This window comes from Kineosporia sp. NBRC 101731, from assembly GCF_030269305.1.
Classification (GTDB): Bacteria; Actinomycetota; Actinomycetes; order Actinomycetales; family Kineosporiaceae; genus Kineosporia.
On the sequence record NZ_BSTC01000013.1, the window covers coordinates 54,583 to 71,932 of the forward strand.

Here is a 17,350-nt window from a genome sequence, read left to right on the forward strand (position 1 = left end):
GGTAGATCCGACATGGCCGAAGAGACTGCCCAGCTGAGCCCGCACGAGCCGCTGACCGGCGGCGCGAACGCGAGCGAGAAGACCCTGCTCGTGCTGGAGGCAGTCATGACCCGGGGGCGGTTCTCGGAGGTCGTCGAGGCGACGGGTCTGGCCAAGGCCACGACCCACCGGATCCTGGCCACGCTGATCGAACGGAGGTTCGTCACGGTCGCCGCGGACGGCAGCTACCTGCCCGGGCCGAAGATCCTCTCGCTGGCCGGACAGGCTCTGCAACGGATCGACATCTCCGCACTCGCACAACCTTTCGTGGACGCGCTGGTCGACCGGGTGCACTGCACGGTCCACGTCGGTGCGGCGAACGGTGACGAGATCGTCTACCTGATCCGGGCCGACTCCGACAAGCCCTACCGGATGCCCTCGCGGGTCGGGCTGGCGATCCCGATGCACACCTCGGGCATCGGCAAGGTGGTGCTCAGCGGTTACACCGACCATGAACTGGAGCGGTTCGTGGCCCGGGTCGGTCTGCCGGCCCGGACCACGAACACGATCACGACGCTGACCGGGCTGCGCGCCGAGGTGGCCCGGATCCACCAGCTCGGTTACGCCCTCGACCGGGAGGAGAACGTACCCGGCGTCACCTGCGTCGCAGCACCCATTCTCGATTCCACCCGCCGGATCAAGTACGGGCTGAGCATCTCGACGCTGACCCTGGAGCACAGCCCGGAGCAGGTCGAGGAGATGGCCCCGCTGGCCATCGAGACCGCCGCCCAGATCTCGACCGCCCTCGGGTACACCCTCTGACCCTTTCCGCACCACCAGGAGAGAGCCCACCATGACGAGCCCCGTCAGCAGTCCCGCCGCCTATCTGACCCGTAGCTTCACCCTGGAGGGCAAGCTCGCGGTCGTGACCGGCGCCAGGCAGGGCATCGGACTGGCGATCGCCGAGGCGCTCGCCTCGGCCGGTGCCGACATCATCGGCATCAGCAACAGCCTGCCGCTGGGGGAGAGCACCGTTCGCACCCGGGTCGAACGGGTGGGGCGGACCTTCACCCCACTGCGCGTCGACCTCTCGGCCCGGGATGAGGTGAGTGCCCTCGCGGCCGACCTGGCCGGGCGCGAGGTCGACATCCTCGTCAACAACGGTGGCACGATCCGCCGGACTCCTGCCGCCGTGCACTCCGACGACGACTTCGATCACGTGATGGACGTCAATCTCCGCTCGACGTTCGTGCTTTCCCGCGAGATCGGCCGGTCGATGCTTGGACGCGGCTCCGGAAAAATCGTCAATGTGGCGTCAATGCTCAGCTTTCAAGGTGGGGTCAACGTTCCGGGTTACACCTCGTCCAAGTCGGCGGTCGCCGGTCTCACGAAGGCGCTCGCGAACGAGTGGGCGGGCCAGGGCGTCAACGTCAACGCGGTGGCCCCCGGGTACGTCGCCACGGCCAACACCCACGACCTGCGTCAGGACGCCGAACGCAGCAAGGAGATCCTCGCCCGCATCCCGGCGGCCCGCTGGGCCCAGGCCGGCGACATCGCCGGCGCGGTCCTGTTCCTCTGCTCGGGCGCGGCCGACTACGTCAACGGCATCGTCCTTCCCGTGGACGGGGGATGGCTGGCGCGCTGAGCGGGGCGATCAGGGGAGCTCGGCCAGGTCAGTGGGACCACGAGCGCCGTGACCCGAAAAACCATTGAACCGTCGTGCCGACCGGGCCGTCTCTTCAGGAGCAGGCCCCTGCGATCCGGTGGGCCGACGGCTGAATGGAGAAGACGTGACGTCCGAGACGGGAGCGCCGGTTCAGAGGCCATCCGATCCGGTTGATCAGCCGGATCCTTCGTGGCAGCCGGACCCGGTGCAGCAGCCGAATCTCCGGAGTCGACGCCCCAAGGCACTGGCCCGGGCCGCCCGGGAGCAGGAACTCCTGGCGGCCCGGAACCCCGAACCGCCGGCGGATTCCGTCCCACCGGTCCGAAAACCGGTCCGAAAACCGGTCCGAAAGCCGTCCCGGAAGCGGACCTCGTCCCACATCTCGGCTTGGAACTCCGTCGGGATCCGGGCCCGGGGTCTGGCCCGGAGTCCGGCCTGGAAGCAGACCCGCAGTCCGCGCGGCGCCGGGATGATCGCCGGGGTCGCCGTCCTGGGAGCCGTCCTGGTGATCAGTTGCGGGGCCGCGGTCCGGGCGATCTCGGGTGACCACGACCCCGTCCCGGTCACCCTCTCCTCGGGGATGGACGAGTTCCCCTTGCCCGTCACGGGCCAGGGTCTGCCCACGGCGACGGCTGCTCCGGAACCCTCGTCGGCCGACGGGAAGGGAACGACGGACGGAAAACCCCGGAAGTCGTCCGGGCCGGACACCGGGAAGAGCTTCGGCGGCACCGCGAACGACGGCGGGATCCAGGACCAGGGCGGAACGACGAAGCCCGGCGGGCAGACGACGCCGACCGGTCATCAGGACAGCCGGACCGACGATGGTTCCCAGGCCGCGACCACCATGACAGCCACCGATCAGATCGATGGGAGCACCGCGAGCACCGCCGGTACCCAGGCCGCGACGAGCAACGTGGTCACCGTCGGGGTGATCCGGAACCTGGTGACCGGGTTCTGCGCCGACCTGCCCGGTCCGGCTGCTGCCGACGAGAACGTTCTGGTGCGGCAGAACACCTGCGTCCCCGGCACTTCCGACAATCAGCAGTTCCAGACCGTCTCCGCCACCGACGGAACGTTCCTACTGCGCAACGTCGCCTCGGGCTGGTGCCTCGATGTCAGCGGTTCGGGCTCCGTGACGTCGGGCACCGTCGTCAACACCCATGAGTGCCTGTCGGGTGGCCAGGACAACCAGATGTTCCGGAAACAGGCCCAGGGCAACGGATTCTTCCTGGTGCACGTGAAGACCGGCATGTGCCTGAACGTCTCCAACCCCTACGGCGTCGACAACCAGGTCGCCGATCTGAAGCTGACGCTCTTCGCCTGCTCGGCGAAGGACGACCACATCTGGACGTTCGGCTGAGCGGACCGGAACCTGACGACGGGGGCCGGGCCGGTGCGGTCAGCTGGAATGCCCCGGTGAGTCGTTCCGGAGCCGGATCAGGGCGAGATCCCACTGGCCGTTGTTGTCTTCCCAGGTGGTCACGACCTCGCCCACGGCTTCCTGGCCCAACACCACCGGATTCCTCTGCGGCGACCGGTCGGCGTAGTAGTCGTCCACGTCTTCGATCTTCCCGGTGATCCGCAGCGCGTCCTGGAGGGTTCCGTCGGTGGCGACCCGGATGTACGCCACTCTCCAGGACGTCTGGCTGAGGTCGCGGTCGACCAGTTGGGAGCCCAGCACCAGCTCGTCGTCCACCTCGAAGATCGTGTTCGGCCCGTCGACGAGCAAGGGCCCGCTCCCGTCGTCCACGATGAGCAGGTGATCGCTCACCACATCATGCTCACCGCGAAGAAGGGCGGGTGTCACCCAGCCCGGCTCGCGGTCGAGGTCGACCTCTTGGATGAAGTTCCCCCAGGCATACAGTGCATACATGCCAGTGGATCTTAGTCCGGGCGGAACCGCGGCACCGACCGGTTCGGCGCCGAGACGGCACCTTCCGGTCCCGGTCCGAACGGATGACCTGGGGTTCTGGACCGCGACTCGATAGGTTGACCGGATGAGCGCCGCTACCGTCCGAGAGCGTTTGCAGTGGCCGCTGCTGACGCCGCTCCTGGCCCTGCTGGTGCTGTGCCTGACCTGGTTCTGGCACGACGACTGGCCGGCCCTCACCCTGGTGACGGTGGCGCTGATCGGCTCGATCGTCGCCGCCGTGCACCATGCCGAGGTGGTGGCCCACAAGGTGGGTGAGCCGTTCGGGTCGCTGATCCTCGCCGTGGCCGTCACCGTCATCGAGGTCGCGCTGATCGTGCTGCTGATGACCGGGGGAGGGAAGGGCGCCAGCACCTACGCCCGCGACACCGTGTTCGCCGCCGTGATGATCACGTTCAACGGCATCGTCGGCCTTTCCCTGGTGGTCGGCGCGCGCAAGCACAACATCGTCAGCTTCAACGCCTCGGGCACCGGATCCGCCGTGACCACCGTCGTCACCCTGGCCGGAGTGGCCCTGGTTCTGCCCAGTTTCACCACCTCGGCCGCCGGCCGGGAGTATTCGCCGTCCCAGCTGGCCTTCGCCGCGGTCGCTTCCCTGGCTCTGTACGGCGCGTTCGTCTTCACCCAGACCATCCGCCACCGCGACTTCTTCCTGCCGGTCTCCAGCGACGACACCGGCCAGGCCACCGGTCTGCTCGACCTGGACGGCGACGGTCACGCCGACCCGCCCCCGGCCCGCCAGGCGTGGACCAGCCTCGGCCTGCTGATCGTCTCGCTGGTGTCGGTGGTCGGGCTGGCCAAACTGCTGTCACCCACGATTGAGGACGTCGTTGCTGACTTAGGGCTCCCGTATACGGTTGTCGGGGTGGTCATCGCACTGTTCGTGCTCGCCCCGGAGTCGATTGCCGCCACCCGCAACGCCGCCCGCGATCGGGTACAGCTCAGCCTGAACCTGGCCTACGGTTCGGCGATGGCGTCGATCGGGCTGACCATCCCGGCCGTCGCGCTGGCGATGATCTGGCTCTCCGGGCCGCTGGAACTGGGTCTCGAACCGATCCAGATGGTGTTGTTCGTCCTCACCATCGTGGTCACGGTGTTCACCGTGGTGCAGGGCCGGGCCTACGCGCTGCAGGGTTTCGTTCACCTGGTGCTGCTGGGGGCGTGGCTGTTCCTGTCGGTTCATCCCTGATCGTCGAGATACCGCAGCACTGCCAGGACCCGCCGGTGACCACTGTCGGTGGGGGCCAGGCCGAGCTTGGTGAAGATCCCGCCGATGTGTTTGTGCACGGCGTTGTCGGTGATGAAGAGCCGGCCGGCAATGGCCTGGTTGTCCATCCCTTCGGCCATCAGCGCGATCACCTCACGCTCGCGCGGGGTCAGGGCCGTGATCGGGTTGCGGGCCAGCAACTGTGACACCACCTCCGGATCCATGACGGTGCCACCGCCCGCGACCCGTAGGAGGGCGTCGGTGAACTCGCTGACCCGGCTGATCCGGTCTTTCAGCAGGTAGCCCAGGCCGCCTCCGGCGCTCAGGAGCTCGCCCGCGTACTGCTGCTCGACATACTGGGAGAGAACGAGAATCGGCAGACCGGGATGACGTCTGCGGGCCTCGAGCGCCGCGCGGATCCCTTCGTCCCGAAACCCGGGTGGCAGACGGACGTCCACCAGGGCCACGTCCGGATTCTGCTCATCGACCGCCCGCAGAAAGGCAACGGCGTCGACGGTGAGCGCGGCCACCTCGAAACCGGCTTCGGCCAGGAGGAGTTCGAGCCCGCTCGCGAGCAGGACGTTGTCCTCGGCGATCACCACGCGCACGGCAGGTCCACCTCGATCAGGGTCGGGCCGCCGGCCGGGCTACTGATCGCGAACCGGCCGTCCAGCGCCTGAACCCGGTCGCGGATCCCGCTCAGGCCGCTGCCCTTGGACGGATCGGCAGATCCCGCCCCGTCATCCCTCACCCGCACCTTCAGGTGCCCGGCGAGGGTGACGGCGACCTCGGCCGAGGCGGCGCCGCTGTGCCGGACGATATTGGTCAGGGACTCGGCCACCACGAAATAGACGACCGACTCCACCGCGGCGGGAAGGCGTCCCAGATCGTCGAGAGTGAGCCGGGTGGGCACCGAGCATCCGGCGGTGAGTGCCACCAGGGCGCCGTGCAGGCCGCGGTCGGACAGAATCGGCGGATAGACGCTCCGCAGAACCGTGCGCAACGACTCCATGGCGATCCTGATCTCGTCGTGCGCCTCCCGCACGAGCGCACCCAGCCGTTCGTGATCGTCCCGTGCGTGGGCCTTCTCCGCCACACCCAGACGAACGGCCACAGCCACCAGGTGAGCCTGGGCGCCATCGTGCAGATCCCGCTCGATCCGGCGCAACTCACTCACGTGCGCGTCGAGCACGTCGGCCCGGGTCTCGGTCAGTACCGCCACCCGCCGGGTCAGTTGCTCGGTGGCCGAGGGCGTCAGGATCTTCAGGCAGCAGCGGGCGTAGATCCGTCCCACCGGCCCGAACGCAGCTGTCGCAACGGCGGCGAGCAGCACGAACTGGAGCGGGCCCAGCACCAGGGCGACCGACCAGCTCCGCACCGGAGTCTCGACGAACAAGCGCGGTGGGTCCGAGGCCGGGAGAGCCCACCAGAATCCGGTGGCCACCACCGCCACCAGCGCATTACCGACCACGAGCAGGGCCGCCAGCCCGGTCGCGGTGCCCGCGGTGGCCTGGACCAGGACCCAGGCCAGGACCCGCGACCGGCGCGGGAGCGTCATCGGCCCGTCCGGGGATCGCAGTAACCGACGTGCCCTGGTCTGCTGCCGGGCCGCCAGTTTCCGGGAGAAACCGTGATGCCGGAGCAGGGGGAGCGTGAGAGCACCGGCCGGGCCCTCCACCAGCTTCGTCTGCAGGTACACCCAGCCCCGTACGGTCTCGACGCACCCGCGCCGTATGTCGTCCCCCAGCACCTGCCCAGTGTGGGCCCACGATCCCGGTCGCAGCACTACAGCCAGCTGTAGCCCGCCCCCTACAGGCCGGGGTACTGCTCGGGCCGGATCCGGAAAACTACGGTGCAGAACATGAAATCACTGCAGAACAGAGGACGTCGAGGTCTGGTTGCGCTGGTCGTGGCACTGGCGTTCACCGCACTTGCGAGCAGACTGGCCGCGGCCGGCCCTTCTCCGCAGCAGACTCAGCCGCAGACTCAGTTGCAGAGGGATGCCGATGGCATCCGGGCCCTGGGCGTGATCGGCGTGCAGGCCGAGGTCCGGGACCGTGCCGGTTCCCGGATCGTGACCAGCGGCCGGGCCGATCGGCTCACCGGCGCACCCGTGCCGGTGCAGGGCCGGTTCCGGATCGCCAGCGTCCGTAAGGCCATGGTGGCGGTGGTGGCTCTGCAACTGGTCGGCGAGGGGCGGCTCGGTCTGGACGATCCGGTGGGGACATGGCTTCCGGACACCGTCCCGGGTGAGGAGGGCCGGAGGATCACGGTTCGGCACCTGCTGCAGAACACCAGCGGTCTGCACGACGACCAGCCCGGTTACGAGACTCCCCAGGGGTACCTCGAACAGCGCTACGACGTGCACACCCGCGACGAACTGATCGCCCGGGCGCTGCGGCACCGGCCGGACTTCGCCCCCGGTACCGGATGGGCCTACTCCAACACCGGATTCCTGGTGCTGGGAGCCGTCGTGGAGAAGGCCGGGAAGCGTCCGCTGGAACGACTGACCCGCGAGCGCATCGCCCAACCGCTGGGCCTGAAGACCCTCAGCTGGCCGGGGATCTCGCCGTTGCTACCCGCCCCGCACGCTCGTGCCCACCAGGTCTTCGGGAACGGCGCCGTGGTGGACGTGACCGAGCAGGTACCGAGCGATCCGGACGCGGTGGTCGGCTCCACACGCGACCTGACCATCTTCTTCCAGGCCGTACTCGACGGCCGTCTCCTGCCTCGTCCTCAACACGAGGCCATGCAGCGGACGGTTCCGGTCACGCCCGAGATCGACGCCTTCATGCCCGGTGCCCGTTACGGGCTGGGCCTGATCAGCCGCCCCCTGGCCTGCGGAGGTGTGTACTGGGGCCACGACGGGGGCGACGCCGGTTTCATCACGGTGACCGGGGTGACCCCCGACGGCCGGCGCAGCGCCGTGGTCAGTATGAACACCGCTCTGGGCGGTACGCCCACGGATCCGGTCCGGCAGCAGCGGGCCGCAGACACCCTCATCGCCCATGCCCTGTGCGGCCGGACCTGATCGCCCGGAAATCGCCCGGAAATCGCCCGGAACCAGATGCCCCGGCCTGCGTCCAAAGGGTGTAGAAGAAGTCCGGGGCTCACCGATGGAGGACGCATGTGGCGCTGGACGGTTGTGGGGATCGGGCTGCTCGTCGCCCTCGGCGGATGCGGTGAGCCGGAGACGGTCGAGGTCGTGACGGCCGCGGCCGAGACCTCCGCGATGACCGACTGCGGCACGGAGGTGCTGGATCAGAGCGCGCGGATCAGCGACCAGGGCGCCGACTGCTTCCTCGGCGCCGTGACCGCGGGCGATCCGGCCACCCTGGAGGTCACCTATCCCACCGTCGAGGGCGACCCGATCACGCAGGTGTTCCGGAACCTCGGGTCCGGCGAGATCCAGGTGGAGACCGACAGCACGAAAGACCGTTTCGGTTCAGGAGAGGTCGAGACGCAGGTCTGTACCGGACCGTCCCGCTCGTCCTTCGCCCTGACCTTCGACGAATGCCACTGACACCGTCCCGGTCGCCGAGGCAGGACCTGGTGACCGGAACGGGATCGGCAGGGTGCCAGCCCGTCCGGCTCGCGCTTGCGCCGCGGTGTCACGGTTCGACCGGTTGCTGCTCACCCTGCAGGCATGGCGATCGACCGCGGAGGCGCTCGCGTAGGGGTATACCCCCGATGACGAACTGATGTGGATCGACGAGCCGGTGAAGGTCGTGGACCCTCGTTTGATGAATCGTCCGCAGGCGGGTGGCCCGGGCAAATCGGGATGAGTCACCGGATCGGGGCGACTTGCCGGGGATCTGCTTCGAGGGCCGGTACGGAGCGCCTAAACTTGCCCCCGTTGAACCCCCGATCGAGCGCAGGAGCCTTACTCACCGTGAGCGACTTCGTCCATCTGCATGTGCACACCGAGTACTCCATGCTGGACGGGGCGGCCAAGAACAAGAAATTGTTCGCCGAGGCCGAGCGGCAGGGTGCGCCCGCGATCGCTATGAGTGACCACGGCAACATGTTCGGCGCCTACGAGTTCTTCCAGACGGCGAAGAAGGGCCCGGTCAAGCCGATCATCGGCATCGAGGCCTACGTCGCCCCGGAGTCGCGTCACCACAAGCGCAAGGTCTTCTGGGGCAAGGGCGGCCAGCGCGGAGCGACCGCAGACGGCGGCGAGGGCGGCAAAGACGTCTCGGGTGGCGGTCAGTACACCCACATGACGATGTGGGCGAAGAACCCCCAGGGCCTGCGCAACCTGTTCCGGCTGTCGTCGATCGCCAGCTACGAGGGCTTCTTCGGTAAGCCCCGCATGGACATGGAGCTGATCGCCCAGCACGCCGAGGGCATCATCGGCACCACCGGCTGCCCGTCCGGGGCCGTGCAGACCCGCCTGCGGCTGGGGCAGTGGGACGAGGCGGTCAAGGTCGCCGCGGCCTACCAGGACATGCTCGGCAAGGAGAACTACTTCCTCGAGCTGATGGACCACGGCATCGACATCGAGCACGAGGTCCGCGCCGACCTGCTCAAGCTGGCCAAGCACCTGGACATCCCGCTGCTGGCCACCAACGACTCGCACTACGTGCTGGAGTCCGAGGCGGACGCGCACGACAGCCTGCTGTGTATCGGTGTGGGTAAGAACAAGGACGACCCCAACCGGTTCAAGTTCAACGGCGCCGGCTACTACCTGAAGACCTCCGACGAGATGCGCTCGCTCTTCCGGGAGCTGCCGCAGGCCTGCGACAACACGCTGCTCGTGGCCGAGATGGTCGAGTCGTACGAAGAGGTCTTCACCTACGTCGACCGGATGCCGCAGTTCGACGTGCCGGCGGGTGAGACCCAGGAGTCGTACCTGCGCCAGCAGGTCGAGATCGGGCTCAAGAAGCGCTACGGCGACCCGATCCCGCAGAACGTCATCGAGCGGTACGAGACCGAGATGAAGGTCATCGGTCCGATGGGGTTCTCCAGCTACTTCCTCATCGTGTCCGACATCTGCCGGCAGGCCCGCGACACCGGGGTCCCCGTCGGGCCGGGCCGTGGTTCGGCCACCGGCTCGATCGTGGCCTACGCCACGCGCATCACCGAGCTGGACCCGCTGGAGCACGACCTGCTGTTCGAGCGGTTCCTCAACCCCGACCGCATCAGCCCTCCCGATGTCGACCTCGACTTCGACGACCGTCAGCGCGACAAGATGGTCAAGTACGTCACCGAGAAGTACGGTGCCGACTACACCTCCCAGGTCAACACTTTCGGCACCATCAAGGCCAAGGCCGCGGTCAAGGACGCGAACCGCATCCTCGGTTACCCGTTCTCCATGGGTGACCGCATCACCAAGGCCATGCCGCCGGACGTGATGGGCAAGGGCGTCCCGCTCGCCGACCTGTTCGACAAGAACCACCCCCGGTACGCCGAGGGCGGCGAGATCCGGACGCTGATCGAGACCGACCCCGAGGTCAAGCGGATCTACAACACCGGCCTGGGCATCGAGGGCCTGATCCGCGGCACCGGCGTCCACGCCGCGGCCGTCATCCTTTCCTCGGCACCGCTGCTCGACCTGGTGCCGATGCACAAGCGCACCTCTGACGGAACCCTGCTCACAGGCTTCTCCTATCCTCAGTGCGAGGAAATGGGCCTGATGAAGATGGACTTCCTCGGTCTGCGCAACCTCGGCATCATCGACCACGCCATCAAGATCATCGAGACCAACACCGGGGTGAAGCTCGACACCCTGACGATGCCCCTCGACGACGAGAAGACGTACAAGCTCCTGGCCCGGGGCGAGACCCTCGGCGTGTTCCAGCTCGACGGTGGGCCGATGCGCTCGCTGCTGAAACTGATGGAGCCGACCCGGTTCGAAGACATCGCGGCCGTGCTCGCCCTGTACCGGCCCGGCCCGATGGCCGCCAACGCGCACACCAACTACGCGCTGCGGAAAACCGGTAAGCAGGAGGTCGTCCCGATCCACCCCGACCTCGAAGAGGTCCTGGAACCGATCCTGGGTAACACGTTCCACCTGCTGGTCTACCAAGAGCAGATCATGGCGACCGCCCGGGCCGTGGCCGGTTACACCCTGGGCCAGGCCGACCTGCTGCGCCGGGCCATGGGTAAGAAGAAGAAGGAGATCCTGGAGAAGGAGTTCGTCACCTTCGAGACCGGGATGAAGGCCAACGGTTACCGCGACGAGGCGATCAAGGCGCTGTGGGACGTCATGCTCCCGTTCGCCGGTTACGCCTTCAACAAGTCGCACACCGCCGGCTACGGGCTCGTCGCCTACTGGACCGCCTACCTCAAGGCCAACTACCCGGCTGAATACGCCGCGGCCCTGCTGACCTCGGTCGACGACAGCAAGGACAAGGCCGCCATCTACCTGGCCGACGCCCGGTCGATCGGCATCAAGGTCCTGCAGCCCGACATCAACGAATCGGTCTCCGACTTCACCGCCGTCGGCGAGAACGTGCGCTTCGGCCTGCGGGCCATCCGCAACGTCGGCGACAACGTCATCGAGGCCATCGTCGCGGCCCGTACGGAGAAGGGCGCCTTCACCTCGTTCTCCGACTTCCTCGACAAGATCGACCTGCCCGCCTGTAACAAGCGCGCGATCGACTCCCTCATCCGGGGAGGCGCTTTCGACTCTCTCGGCCACACCCGCAAGGGTCTGGTCAAGGTCGCGGAAGCAGCGGTGGACGCGGTCATGGGGGTCAAGCGGGCCGCCGGCATCGGTCAGGACGACCTGTTCGGCACGCTCGACACCGGCCCCGACGAGACCTTCGGCCTGCAGCTCGACATCGACGAGAGCGAGTGGGGCCGCAAGGAACTGCTCGCCATCGAGCGCGACATGCTGGGCCTGTACGTCTCCAGCCACCCGCTCGACGGCACCGAGCGCATCCTGGCCCGTGAGCGCGATCTGTCGATTGCCGAGCTGCTCAACCTGGACGGCCCGCCGCAGGGCAACGTCACGCTCTCCGGTCTCGTCACCATGGTCGAGCGCCGGGTCTCGGCCAAGAGCGGAAACCCCTGGGCCAAGCTGATGGTCGAAGACAAGGACGCCGCCATCGAGGTGTCGTTCTTCGGTCAGTCCTGGATGGCCATCGCCCCCGAGGTCACCGAAGACCTGGTGGTGTCGGTCACCGGCATCATCCAGGACCGGGAAGGTGCCTTCTCCATGATGGGGAGGGAGATGAAGATCCTCGACGTCTCCACCGTCTCGGGGGGAACCGCGCCGATCATCCTCTCGATCCCGACCCACCGGGTCGTCCCCGACCTGACCGAGAAGATGCGCCAGATCCTCACCAACCACCCCGGTGACACCCCCGTCCACCTGTGTCTGCGTTCGCACAACCGGCGCGAGACCGTGATGGAACTACCCAACTACTCGGTGGCTATTAGCGGGGCCCTGATGGGGGAGCTGAAGGCACTCCTGGGTTCCACCGCGGTCACCCTGTGACCCGACCGGGCCCGGGTCCCGGCGGGGTCCCCGTCACGGTCGAGACGACGGCCGAAACCGTCGACTGCCCCGACTGTTCCCGGCCCGGGATCATGTCCGCCGTCGTACCGGACACGATCACCGGGTCGGGGGTCGCGGTGCTCTGCGAGACCTGCGACATCGACCATCCCGACGCCGGTCCGCTCATCACCTATTTCGCGGTGCACGGCCAGATCAACCTGGAGAACGTCGACCAGGGATCGGCCCTCATCGCCAGATGGCTGGTCACGGCGCAGGCCAAACGGTCGTCACCGGGCGGGTCCCACCGTGGGGACGGGTGCTGACGTCGCACCGTCCGAGGAGGCACGACGGCAGCACCCGGGTTGAGGTCCACGCCCGGCCGCTGATGCCGGTGGCGGGGAGAGGCCTGAGCGTTCTCAGGCGCTGAGGGCTTCCCGCACTTTCCCCCTCAGCCACGCATGGGCGGCATCCGTCTCGTAGCGCTGATGCCAGACAGCAATGATGGACGCGTCGGGCACGGCGAGGGGGAGAGGGGCGGTGACCAGCCCGAACGCCTCGATCAGGGGCCGGCAGGTGAGGGACGGGGCGGTCATCAGGCTGTCGCTGCGGCTGACCACCAGGGCGGCGGCCGCGGTGGTGGCCACGGCGGCGAGCACCCGTCGGCGCAGACCGTGAGCGGCCAGGAGCTCGTCGATCGGATCGCTGAGGCGGCCGCGGCGGGAGACCAGCACGTGGGTCTGCTCGGCGTAGCTGTCCAGATCCAGGCTCTCGGCGTGGGGATGCCCTGGCCGCATCACGGCCACGAGCGGGTCGTGCCGGATCGTCTCGGACCGGAACTCCGGCAGCTGCGGTGCACTCCCGCCGAGCTCCAGATCGACCTTGCCGTGCCGTAGATCGTCCGTGTCCGTGGCGGTTTCGGCCAGGAAGCGCAGCTGTACGCCCGGAGCCTGATCGCCGACCTGCCGCAGCAGCTCCGGCGCCAGCGAGGTGACGAGCGCATCGTGGCAGCGCAGGGTGAAAGTCCGCTCCAGGGTGGCCAGGTCGAGCTCGCGCAGGGGTGTCAGCAGGGCTTGGGCCTGCCGCACCAGATCACTCACCGGCTCGCGGATGGCCAGGGCGTACGGCGTGGGGGTCATGGTCCGCCCCGTCCGCACCAGGATGTCGTCGCCCGTGAGCCGCCGGATGCGCCCCAGCGTGCGGCTGACAGCCGGCGTGGACAGGCGCAGCCGATCCGCGGCGCCGGTCACGCTGCCCTCTTCCAGCAGGGCGTCCAGCGCCGTGAGCAGGTTCAGATCCAGTTGCATGAAAGTAAACTATCGGTTGTCAAGAGTGCACTGGACTTAATCCCAGGTTCCGTAGAGGCTGAAGGCACCTTCAGTCGTTCAAACGGAGTTAATAAAATGTCTGCAGAACTTCTCACCACCGTCAGCGAAGCCGTTCGGGCCGCCGGAATCCGCCTGCTGGAGCAGTATTCGCCGCAGTCGCGGCCCTCGACCGGCGAGGAGCTGATGGCCGCGATCCGCCGCAACGAAGATCTCGTGACCGATCAGTTGCGCCCCGCCCTGCTGGCGGCACTGCCCGGCTCGCAGTGGGACCAGGACGAGCACGGCACCGGCCCGATGTCCGCCGGTGACTGGTGGGTGGTCGACCCGGTCGGCGGCAACGTCAACACGGTGCACGGCATGATCGACTGGAATGTCGGCGTGAGCCTGGTGCGTGACGGCCGTCCCGAACTGGCCGTGCTCTACGCGCCGCTGGCCGACGAGCTGTTCACCGCCGTCGCGGGTGGGGGAGCCCGGCTCAACGGCCGGCCCCTGGCGGTCTCGGCCAAGACCGATCTGACCATGGCTCTGGCCGGGACCGGCCAGGCCAAGCCCTCCCGCGAGCCGGCGCACGCCCGGCGGGTCGGTGCCGGGATCACCGCCATGTTGCAGGCGGCGCTCTACGTGCGGATGTCCGTCCCCGTCACCCACCAGCTGCCGCAGGTCGCGGCCGGGCGCATGGACCTGCACTGGCAGTTCGACAACGTCCGCTCGCACATCGGCCCCGTGCTCATCGTCCAGGAGGCCGGTGGCGTGGTCACCCACCTCGACGGCAGCCCCTGGCGCATCGACGGTGGCGCGTACCTCGCGGCGGCCCCCGGCCTGCACGCGGCGGCCCTCGACGTGCTCAGTGAGGTGAAGTGATCATGCGGGTGGCGATTCTGGGTGCGACCGGCAAGGTCGGTTCCCTGCTGATGGACGACGCGCTGGCACGCGGCTTCGAGGTCACGGCACTGGTGCGTGATCCCGCTGGTGTGGCGGCCCGACCGAACCTCGAACGGGTCGCCGCCGATGTCAACGACGCGGGGTCGGTGGCGAGGGCCGTCAAGGGCAGCGACGTGCTGGTCTCGGCGCTGGGTGGGCCGCCCGGCACGCTGGTGGCGGGTGCGAAGGCGGTGGTGGCGTCCGGTATCGGCCGGATCGTCTGGCTCGGTGCCTACGGAACCGGGGAATCAGCCCAGGCCGCGGGCCTTCTCACCCGGTCGATGCTCTCCCTGTTCATGCGCCAGGAGCTTCCCGACAAGACCGCCGCCGATGCCCTGATCCTGGCGGCGGGGGGCACGGTCTTCCACGTCGGCCCGATGGGCGACGGACCCGCGTCCCACCGCACCCTGCTCCTGGAAGATGCTCCGAAGCGCCTCTTCCCGGCCGGGATCAGCCGTGCCGCGGTGGCAGCGGCCATGCTCGACGAAGTCCAGGAACCGTATTTCCCCGGCCGGACCGTGGTAGCCGTACCCGGCTGACTTCGTCCCCAGTTTCCTTGTTCGTGATCATGCAAAGTGTCCCCGGGGACACTTGCATGATCACGAACGGGATCGCTGGGTGATGAAGGTCCAGACCCGGTCGATCAGCAGGTCCGGAGTCTCGATCTGGGGCAGATGGCCGGTTTTCGGGAGTACCTCGAACTGCGCCCCGGGAATCGCGTGGGCGAGGGCCTTGCCGTACTCGGGGCCGGCGATCCGGTCGGCCTCGCCCCAGATAACGGCGGTCGGGGTGCTCACGGCGGCCAGGCGGTCCGCCAGCGTGGGGTCGGTCATCGTGGCTCCGGCGTAGAGGGCCAGGACCTGGGCGTTGGCCGCCATCTGGGCGCGTCGTCCGGGCGGCAGGGCGGTCGGGTCGATCCCGAACCGGGCCGGGTCGTAGTAGGCGTGCTGAGCGAGTTCGGCCGGGGAGAGACCGACCGCCACCGGATGCCCGGGCACCTCCAGCCCGACGCCGTCAACGATGACGAATCCGCTGACTCTCGAACTGGCAGCCAGGGTTGCCATTTCGGCGGTGATCCAGCCACCGATCGAGTTGCCGACCACGGTGACGCCGGTCAGGTCCAGGTGCTCGAGCAGGGCGATGTACAGGGAAGCGAGATGGGGGACGCCGGTCAGCGCGTCCGGGCGGGTGGTTCCGTCAAAACCCGGGTGGATCGGCGTGATCACCCGTGCCGGGCGGCTCGCGGCCAGCCGGTCGGCCCACGGGAGCACCGTGGCCGGGCCGCCTCCGCCGTGCAGCAGCAGAACCGGGCGGCCCGCTCCGGTGTCGGTCAGGGTCACGTCGACTCCGTTGATGGCGCCGAGGCCCTCGAGATCGTCGAGGGAGAGGTGAACGGTGTCGCTGGTCATCTTCATGTAAGGAACCTTAGATCTGCCTCTTGAACTAAGCAACCTTAGTAAGCGTCCGGGGTGGCCTTCCGCAGCAGCTTCTCGAGCGTGGCACGCTCCCGGTCGGAGAGCTGCCCCACGGTCTCCTCGAGTACGTCGTCCAGAATTCCGCTGCCCTTCTCCCGCAGGTCCGCACCGGCATCCGTGATTTCGTGCCGCACGGCCCGGCCCGGCCCGCTCAGGCGCCGCAGCAGTCCCCGGTCGATCATCCGGGTCGCGAGTGACCCCATGGACTGGTCGGTCTGAAAGGTGAGCAGGGCCAAGGTGTGGAGCGAGGCCTCCGGCTGGTCGTGGAGATGCCGGAGCACGTCCCACTGCGCCAGGGAGAGACCCAGGGCGGCCAGCCGGGTGTTGGCCTCGCGGTGGTGCCGCCACTGAAGGCGTTTCACGGCCAGGCCCACGTCCTGGAGGGAGGAAGTCATACGCCCACTCTAATCTCCTGATCCTTATCTAAGGGTGCTGATCAAGCAGGGTGGGTACTGGCGGTCCACCGGCTGGTCCGAGTACTGCCTGGGGTCCCGCAACCGCCGCAGGGTGGAGGGCATGACGCAGAACAGCACTTACCCGATGGGCGACCTCACGGTGACCCGGATGGGTTACGGCAGCATGCAACTCACCGGCCCGGGCGTGATGGGCCCGCCGCCGGACCGGGACGGGGCGCTGGCCGTACTGCGGGCCCTGCCCGAGCTCGGGGTCACTCACATCGACACGGCCGATTTCTACGGTCCGCACGTCACCAACGAACTGATCCGCGAGGCCCTGCACCCGTACGGCGACCTGACCGTCGTCACCAAGGTCGGCTACGACCGCGACGAGGCCGGCGGCTGGGTTCCCGCGAACGCGCCGGCGCAGCTGCGGCAGCAGGTGGAGGAGAACCTGAAGCGCCTCGGGGTGGAGGCTCTGGACGTGGCGAACCTCCGGCTCGGCGACCCGATGGCGAATCCGTCGCCGGGCTCGATCGCGGAACCGTTCGCGGCCCTGGTCCAGATGCAGGCCGAGGGCAAGATCCGCCATCTCGGCCTGAGCGTGGTGAACGCGGCGCAGGTGGCGGAGGCCCAGACCCTGGCCCCGGTCGTCACCGTGCAGAACCTTTACAACATCGCCCACCGCCGCGCCGACGACGCGCTCATCGATGCGCTGGCGGTGCAGGGTATCTCGTTCGTGCCGTTCTTCCCGCTGGGTGGTTTCAGCCCGTTGCAGTCGTCTGTGCTCAACGGCGTGGCCGAGCGGCTGGAGACCCGCCCGGCGGCCGTGGCCCTGGCCTGGCTGCTGCAGCGCTCACCCAACATCCTGCTCATCCCCGGCACGTCGAGCGTGGCGCACCTGCGCGAGAACGTCGCCGCGGCCGACCTGGTGCTGGACGAGACGACGGTGAAGGAACTGGACGAGATCGGCGCCTGACCGGAACCCCCCCAACCTCTCGTGAT

General features: G+C 68.3%; 17 protein-coding genes. 11 read left to right on the forward strand and 6 right to left on the reverse strand.

Annotated features, from left to right (window positions below; all coding sequences use genetic code 11):
- Positions 1-12 precede the first annotated feature (12 nt).
- The 3 genes from QSK05_RS28380 (at position 13) to QSK05_RS28390 (ending at position 3,005) form a co-directional block, all read left to right on the forward strand.
- Positions 13-801 carry an IclR family transcriptional regulator gene (locus QSK05_RS28380; RefSeq protein WP_285600422.1) on the forward strand — a complete coding sequence of 263 codons (789 nt, stop codon included), beginning with the start codon at positions 13-15 and terminating at the stop codon, positions 799-801.
- Between the two features lie 31 nt (positions 802-832).
- On the forward strand, positions 833-1,624 hold the full coding sequence (locus QSK05_RS28385) for an SDR family oxidoreductase (protein WP_285600423.1): 792 nt from the start codon (positions 833-835) through the stop codon (positions 1,622-1,624).
- Between the two features lie 226 nt (positions 1,625-1,850).
- Positions 1,851-3,005, forward strand: a complete 1,155-nt coding sequence (locus tag QSK05_RS28390) for an RICIN domain-containing protein (RefSeq protein ID WP_285600424.1) — start codon at positions 1,851-1,853, stop codon at positions 3,003-3,005.
- Positions 3,006-3,044: 39 nt separating this feature from the next.
- On the opposite strand, the gene QSK05_RS28395 is transcribed toward QSK05_RS28390, so the two are convergent.
- Entirely contained in the window at positions 3,045-3,518 is a 474-nt protein-coding gene (locus QSK05_RS28395; RefSeq protein WP_285600425.1) for a hypothetical protein, read from the reverse strand.
- A 124-nt stretch (positions 3,519-3,642) separates the two neighbouring features.
- On the opposite strand from QSK05_RS28395, the gene QSK05_RS28400 reads away from it, so the two are divergent.
- The gene (locus QSK05_RS28400) at positions 3,643-4,764 is read left to right on the forward strand and encodes a calcium:cation antiporter (protein ID WP_285600426.1); all 1,122 of its coding nucleotides are present in this window, start codon (positions 3,643-3,645) and stop codon (positions 4,762-4,764) included.
- On the opposite strand, the gene QSK05_RS28405 is transcribed toward QSK05_RS28400, so the two are convergent.
- Positions 4,755-5,390: a response regulator gene (locus QSK05_RS28405; RefSeq protein ID WP_285600427.1), complete on the reverse strand. Its 636-nt coding sequence runs from the start codon at positions 5,388-5,390 to the stop codon at positions 4,755-4,757. The two genes, QSK05_RS28400 and QSK05_RS28405, sit on opposite strands and share 10 nt — an antisense overlap.
- Entirely contained in the window at positions 5,378-6,532 is a 1,155-nt protein-coding gene (locus QSK05_RS28410) for a sensor histidine kinase (RefSeq protein ID WP_285600428.1), read from the reverse strand. The genes QSK05_RS28405 and QSK05_RS28410 overlap by 13 nt, the downstream gene beginning before the upstream one ends.
- 111 nt (positions 6,533-6,643) lie before the next feature.
- Between QSK05_RS28410 and QSK05_RS28415 the strand changes: the two genes are divergently transcribed.
- The 4 genes from QSK05_RS28415 to QSK05_RS28430 all read left to right on the forward strand — a co-directional run bounded on the left by QSK05_RS28415 (position 6,644) and on the right by QSK05_RS28430 (position 12,552).
- Entirely contained in the window at positions 6,644-7,813 is a 1,170-nt protein-coding gene (locus QSK05_RS28415) for a serine hydrolase domain-containing protein (protein ID WP_285600429.1), read from the forward strand.
- A gap of 96 nt (positions 7,814-7,909) precedes the next feature.
- The gene (locus QSK05_RS28420) at positions 7,910-8,305 is read left to right on the forward strand and encodes a hypothetical protein (RefSeq protein ID WP_285600430.1); all 396 of its coding nucleotides are present in this window, start codon (positions 7,910-7,912) and stop codon (positions 8,303-8,305) included.
- A 369-nt stretch (positions 8,306-8,674) separates the two neighbouring features.
- Positions 8,675-12,229 (forward strand): DNA polymerase III subunit alpha, encoded by a 3,555-nt coding sequence (gene dnaE / locus QSK05_RS28425; protein WP_285600431.1) that lies wholly within the window; start codon positions 8,675-8,677, stop codon positions 12,227-12,229.
- The gene (locus tag QSK05_RS28430) at positions 12,226-12,552 is read left to right on the forward strand and encodes a DUF6300 family protein (RefSeq protein WP_285600432.1); all 327 of its coding nucleotides are present in this window, start codon (positions 12,226-12,228) and stop codon (positions 12,550-12,552) included. Before dnaE ends, QSK05_RS28430 begins: the two co-directional genes overlap by 4 nt.
- A gap of 93 nt (positions 12,553-12,645) precedes the next feature.
- Here QSK05_RS28430 and QSK05_RS28435 read toward each other — a convergent pair whose 3' ends face one another.
- Positions 12,646-13,533: a LysR family transcriptional regulator gene (locus QSK05_RS28435; protein ID WP_285600433.1), complete on the reverse strand. Its 888-nt coding sequence runs from the start codon at positions 13,531-13,533 to the stop codon at positions 12,646-12,648.
- A gap of 96 nt (positions 13,534-13,629) precedes the next feature.
- On the opposite strand from QSK05_RS28435, the gene QSK05_RS28440 reads away from it, so the two are divergent.
- Both QSK05_RS28440 and QSK05_RS28445 read left to right on the forward strand, forming a co-directional pair.
- Complete coding sequence (locus QSK05_RS28440; RefSeq protein ID WP_285600434.1) at positions 13,630-14,415, forward strand: inositol monophosphatase family protein; 786 nt, start codon at positions 13,630-13,632, stop codon at positions 14,413-14,415.
- Positions 14,416-14,417: 2 nt separating this feature from the next.
- Positions 14,418-15,014: an NAD(P)-dependent oxidoreductase gene (locus QSK05_RS28445; RefSeq protein ID WP_285600435.1), complete on the forward strand. Its 597-nt coding sequence runs from the start codon at positions 14,418-14,420 to the stop codon at positions 15,012-15,014.
- A 60-nt stretch (positions 15,015-15,074) separates the two neighbouring features.
- Here QSK05_RS28445 and QSK05_RS28450 read toward each other — a convergent pair whose 3' ends face one another.
- On the reverse strand, positions 15,075-15,890 hold the full coding sequence (locus tag QSK05_RS28450) for an alpha/beta fold hydrolase (RefSeq protein WP_285600436.1): 816 nt from the start codon (positions 15,888-15,890) through the stop codon (positions 15,075-15,077).
- A 38-nt stretch (positions 15,891-15,928) separates the two neighbouring features.
- Positions 15,929-16,345, reverse strand: a complete 417-nt coding sequence (locus QSK05_RS28455) for a MarR family winged helix-turn-helix transcriptional regulator (protein WP_285600437.1) — start codon at positions 16,343-16,345, stop codon at positions 15,929-15,931.
- 121 nt (positions 16,346-16,466) lie between these two features.
- Here QSK05_RS28455 and QSK05_RS28460 point away from each other — a divergent pair, with 121 nt between their 5' ends.
- The gene (locus tag QSK05_RS28460) at positions 16,467-17,324 is read left to right on the forward strand and encodes an oxidoreductase (protein ID WP_352302991.1); all 858 of its coding nucleotides are present in this window, start codon (positions 16,467-16,469) and stop codon (positions 17,322-17,324) included.
- Positions 17,325-17,350 lie beyond the last annotated feature (26 nt).

What these genes read in the sequence shown, in the direction of transcription:
- QSK05_RS28450 (WP_285600436.1), bottom strand. Translation starts at nt 15,890, where the DNA reads ATGAAGATGACCAGCGACACCGTTCACCTCTCCCTCGACGATCTCGAG.
- QSK05_RS28440 (WP_285600434.1), top strand. Translation starts at nt 13,630, where the DNA reads ATGTCTGCAGAACTTCTCACCACCGTCAGCGAAGCCGTTCGGGCCGCC.
- QSK05_RS28445 (WP_285600435.1), top strand. Translation starts at nt 14,418, where the DNA reads ATGCGGGTGGCGATTCTGGGTGCGACCGGCAAGGTCGGTTCCCTGCTG.
- QSK05_RS28380 (WP_285600422.1), top strand. Translation starts at nt 13, where the DNA reads ATGGCCGAAGAGACTGCCCAGCTGAGCCCGCACGAGCCGCTGACCGGC.
- QSK05_RS28395 (WP_285600425.1), bottom strand. Translation starts at nt 3,518, where the DNA reads ATGTATGCACTGTATGCCTGGGGGAACTTCATCCAAGAGGTCGACCTC.
- QSK05_RS28455 (WP_285600437.1), bottom strand. Translation starts at nt 16,345, where the DNA reads ATGACTTCCTCCCTCCAGGACGTGGGCCTGGCCGTGAAACGCCTTCAG.
- QSK05_RS28385 (WP_285600423.1), top strand. Translation starts at nt 833, where the DNA reads ATGACGAGCCCCGTCAGCAGTCCCGCCGCCTATCTGACCCGTAGCTTC.
- QSK05_RS28400 (WP_285600426.1), top strand. Translation starts at nt 3,643, where the DNA reads ATGAGCGCCGCTACCGTCCGAGAGCGTTTGCAGTGGCCGCTGCTGACG.
- QSK05_RS28415 (WP_285600429.1), top strand. Translation starts at nt 6,644, where the DNA reads ATGAAATCACTGCAGAACAGAGGACGTCGAGGTCTGGTTGCGCTGGTC.
- QSK05_RS28460 (WP_352302991.1), top strand. Translation starts at nt 16,467, where the DNA reads ATGACGCAGAACAGCACTTACCCGATGGGCGACCTCACGGTGACCCGG.
- QSK05_RS28420 (WP_285600430.1), top strand. Translation starts at nt 7,910, where the DNA reads ATGTGGCGCTGGACGGTTGTGGGGATCGGGCTGCTCGTCGCCCTCGGC.
- QSK05_RS28435 (WP_285600433.1), bottom strand. Translation starts at nt 13,533, where the DNA reads ATGCAACTGGATCTGAACCTGCTCACGGCGCTGGACGCCCTGCTGGAA.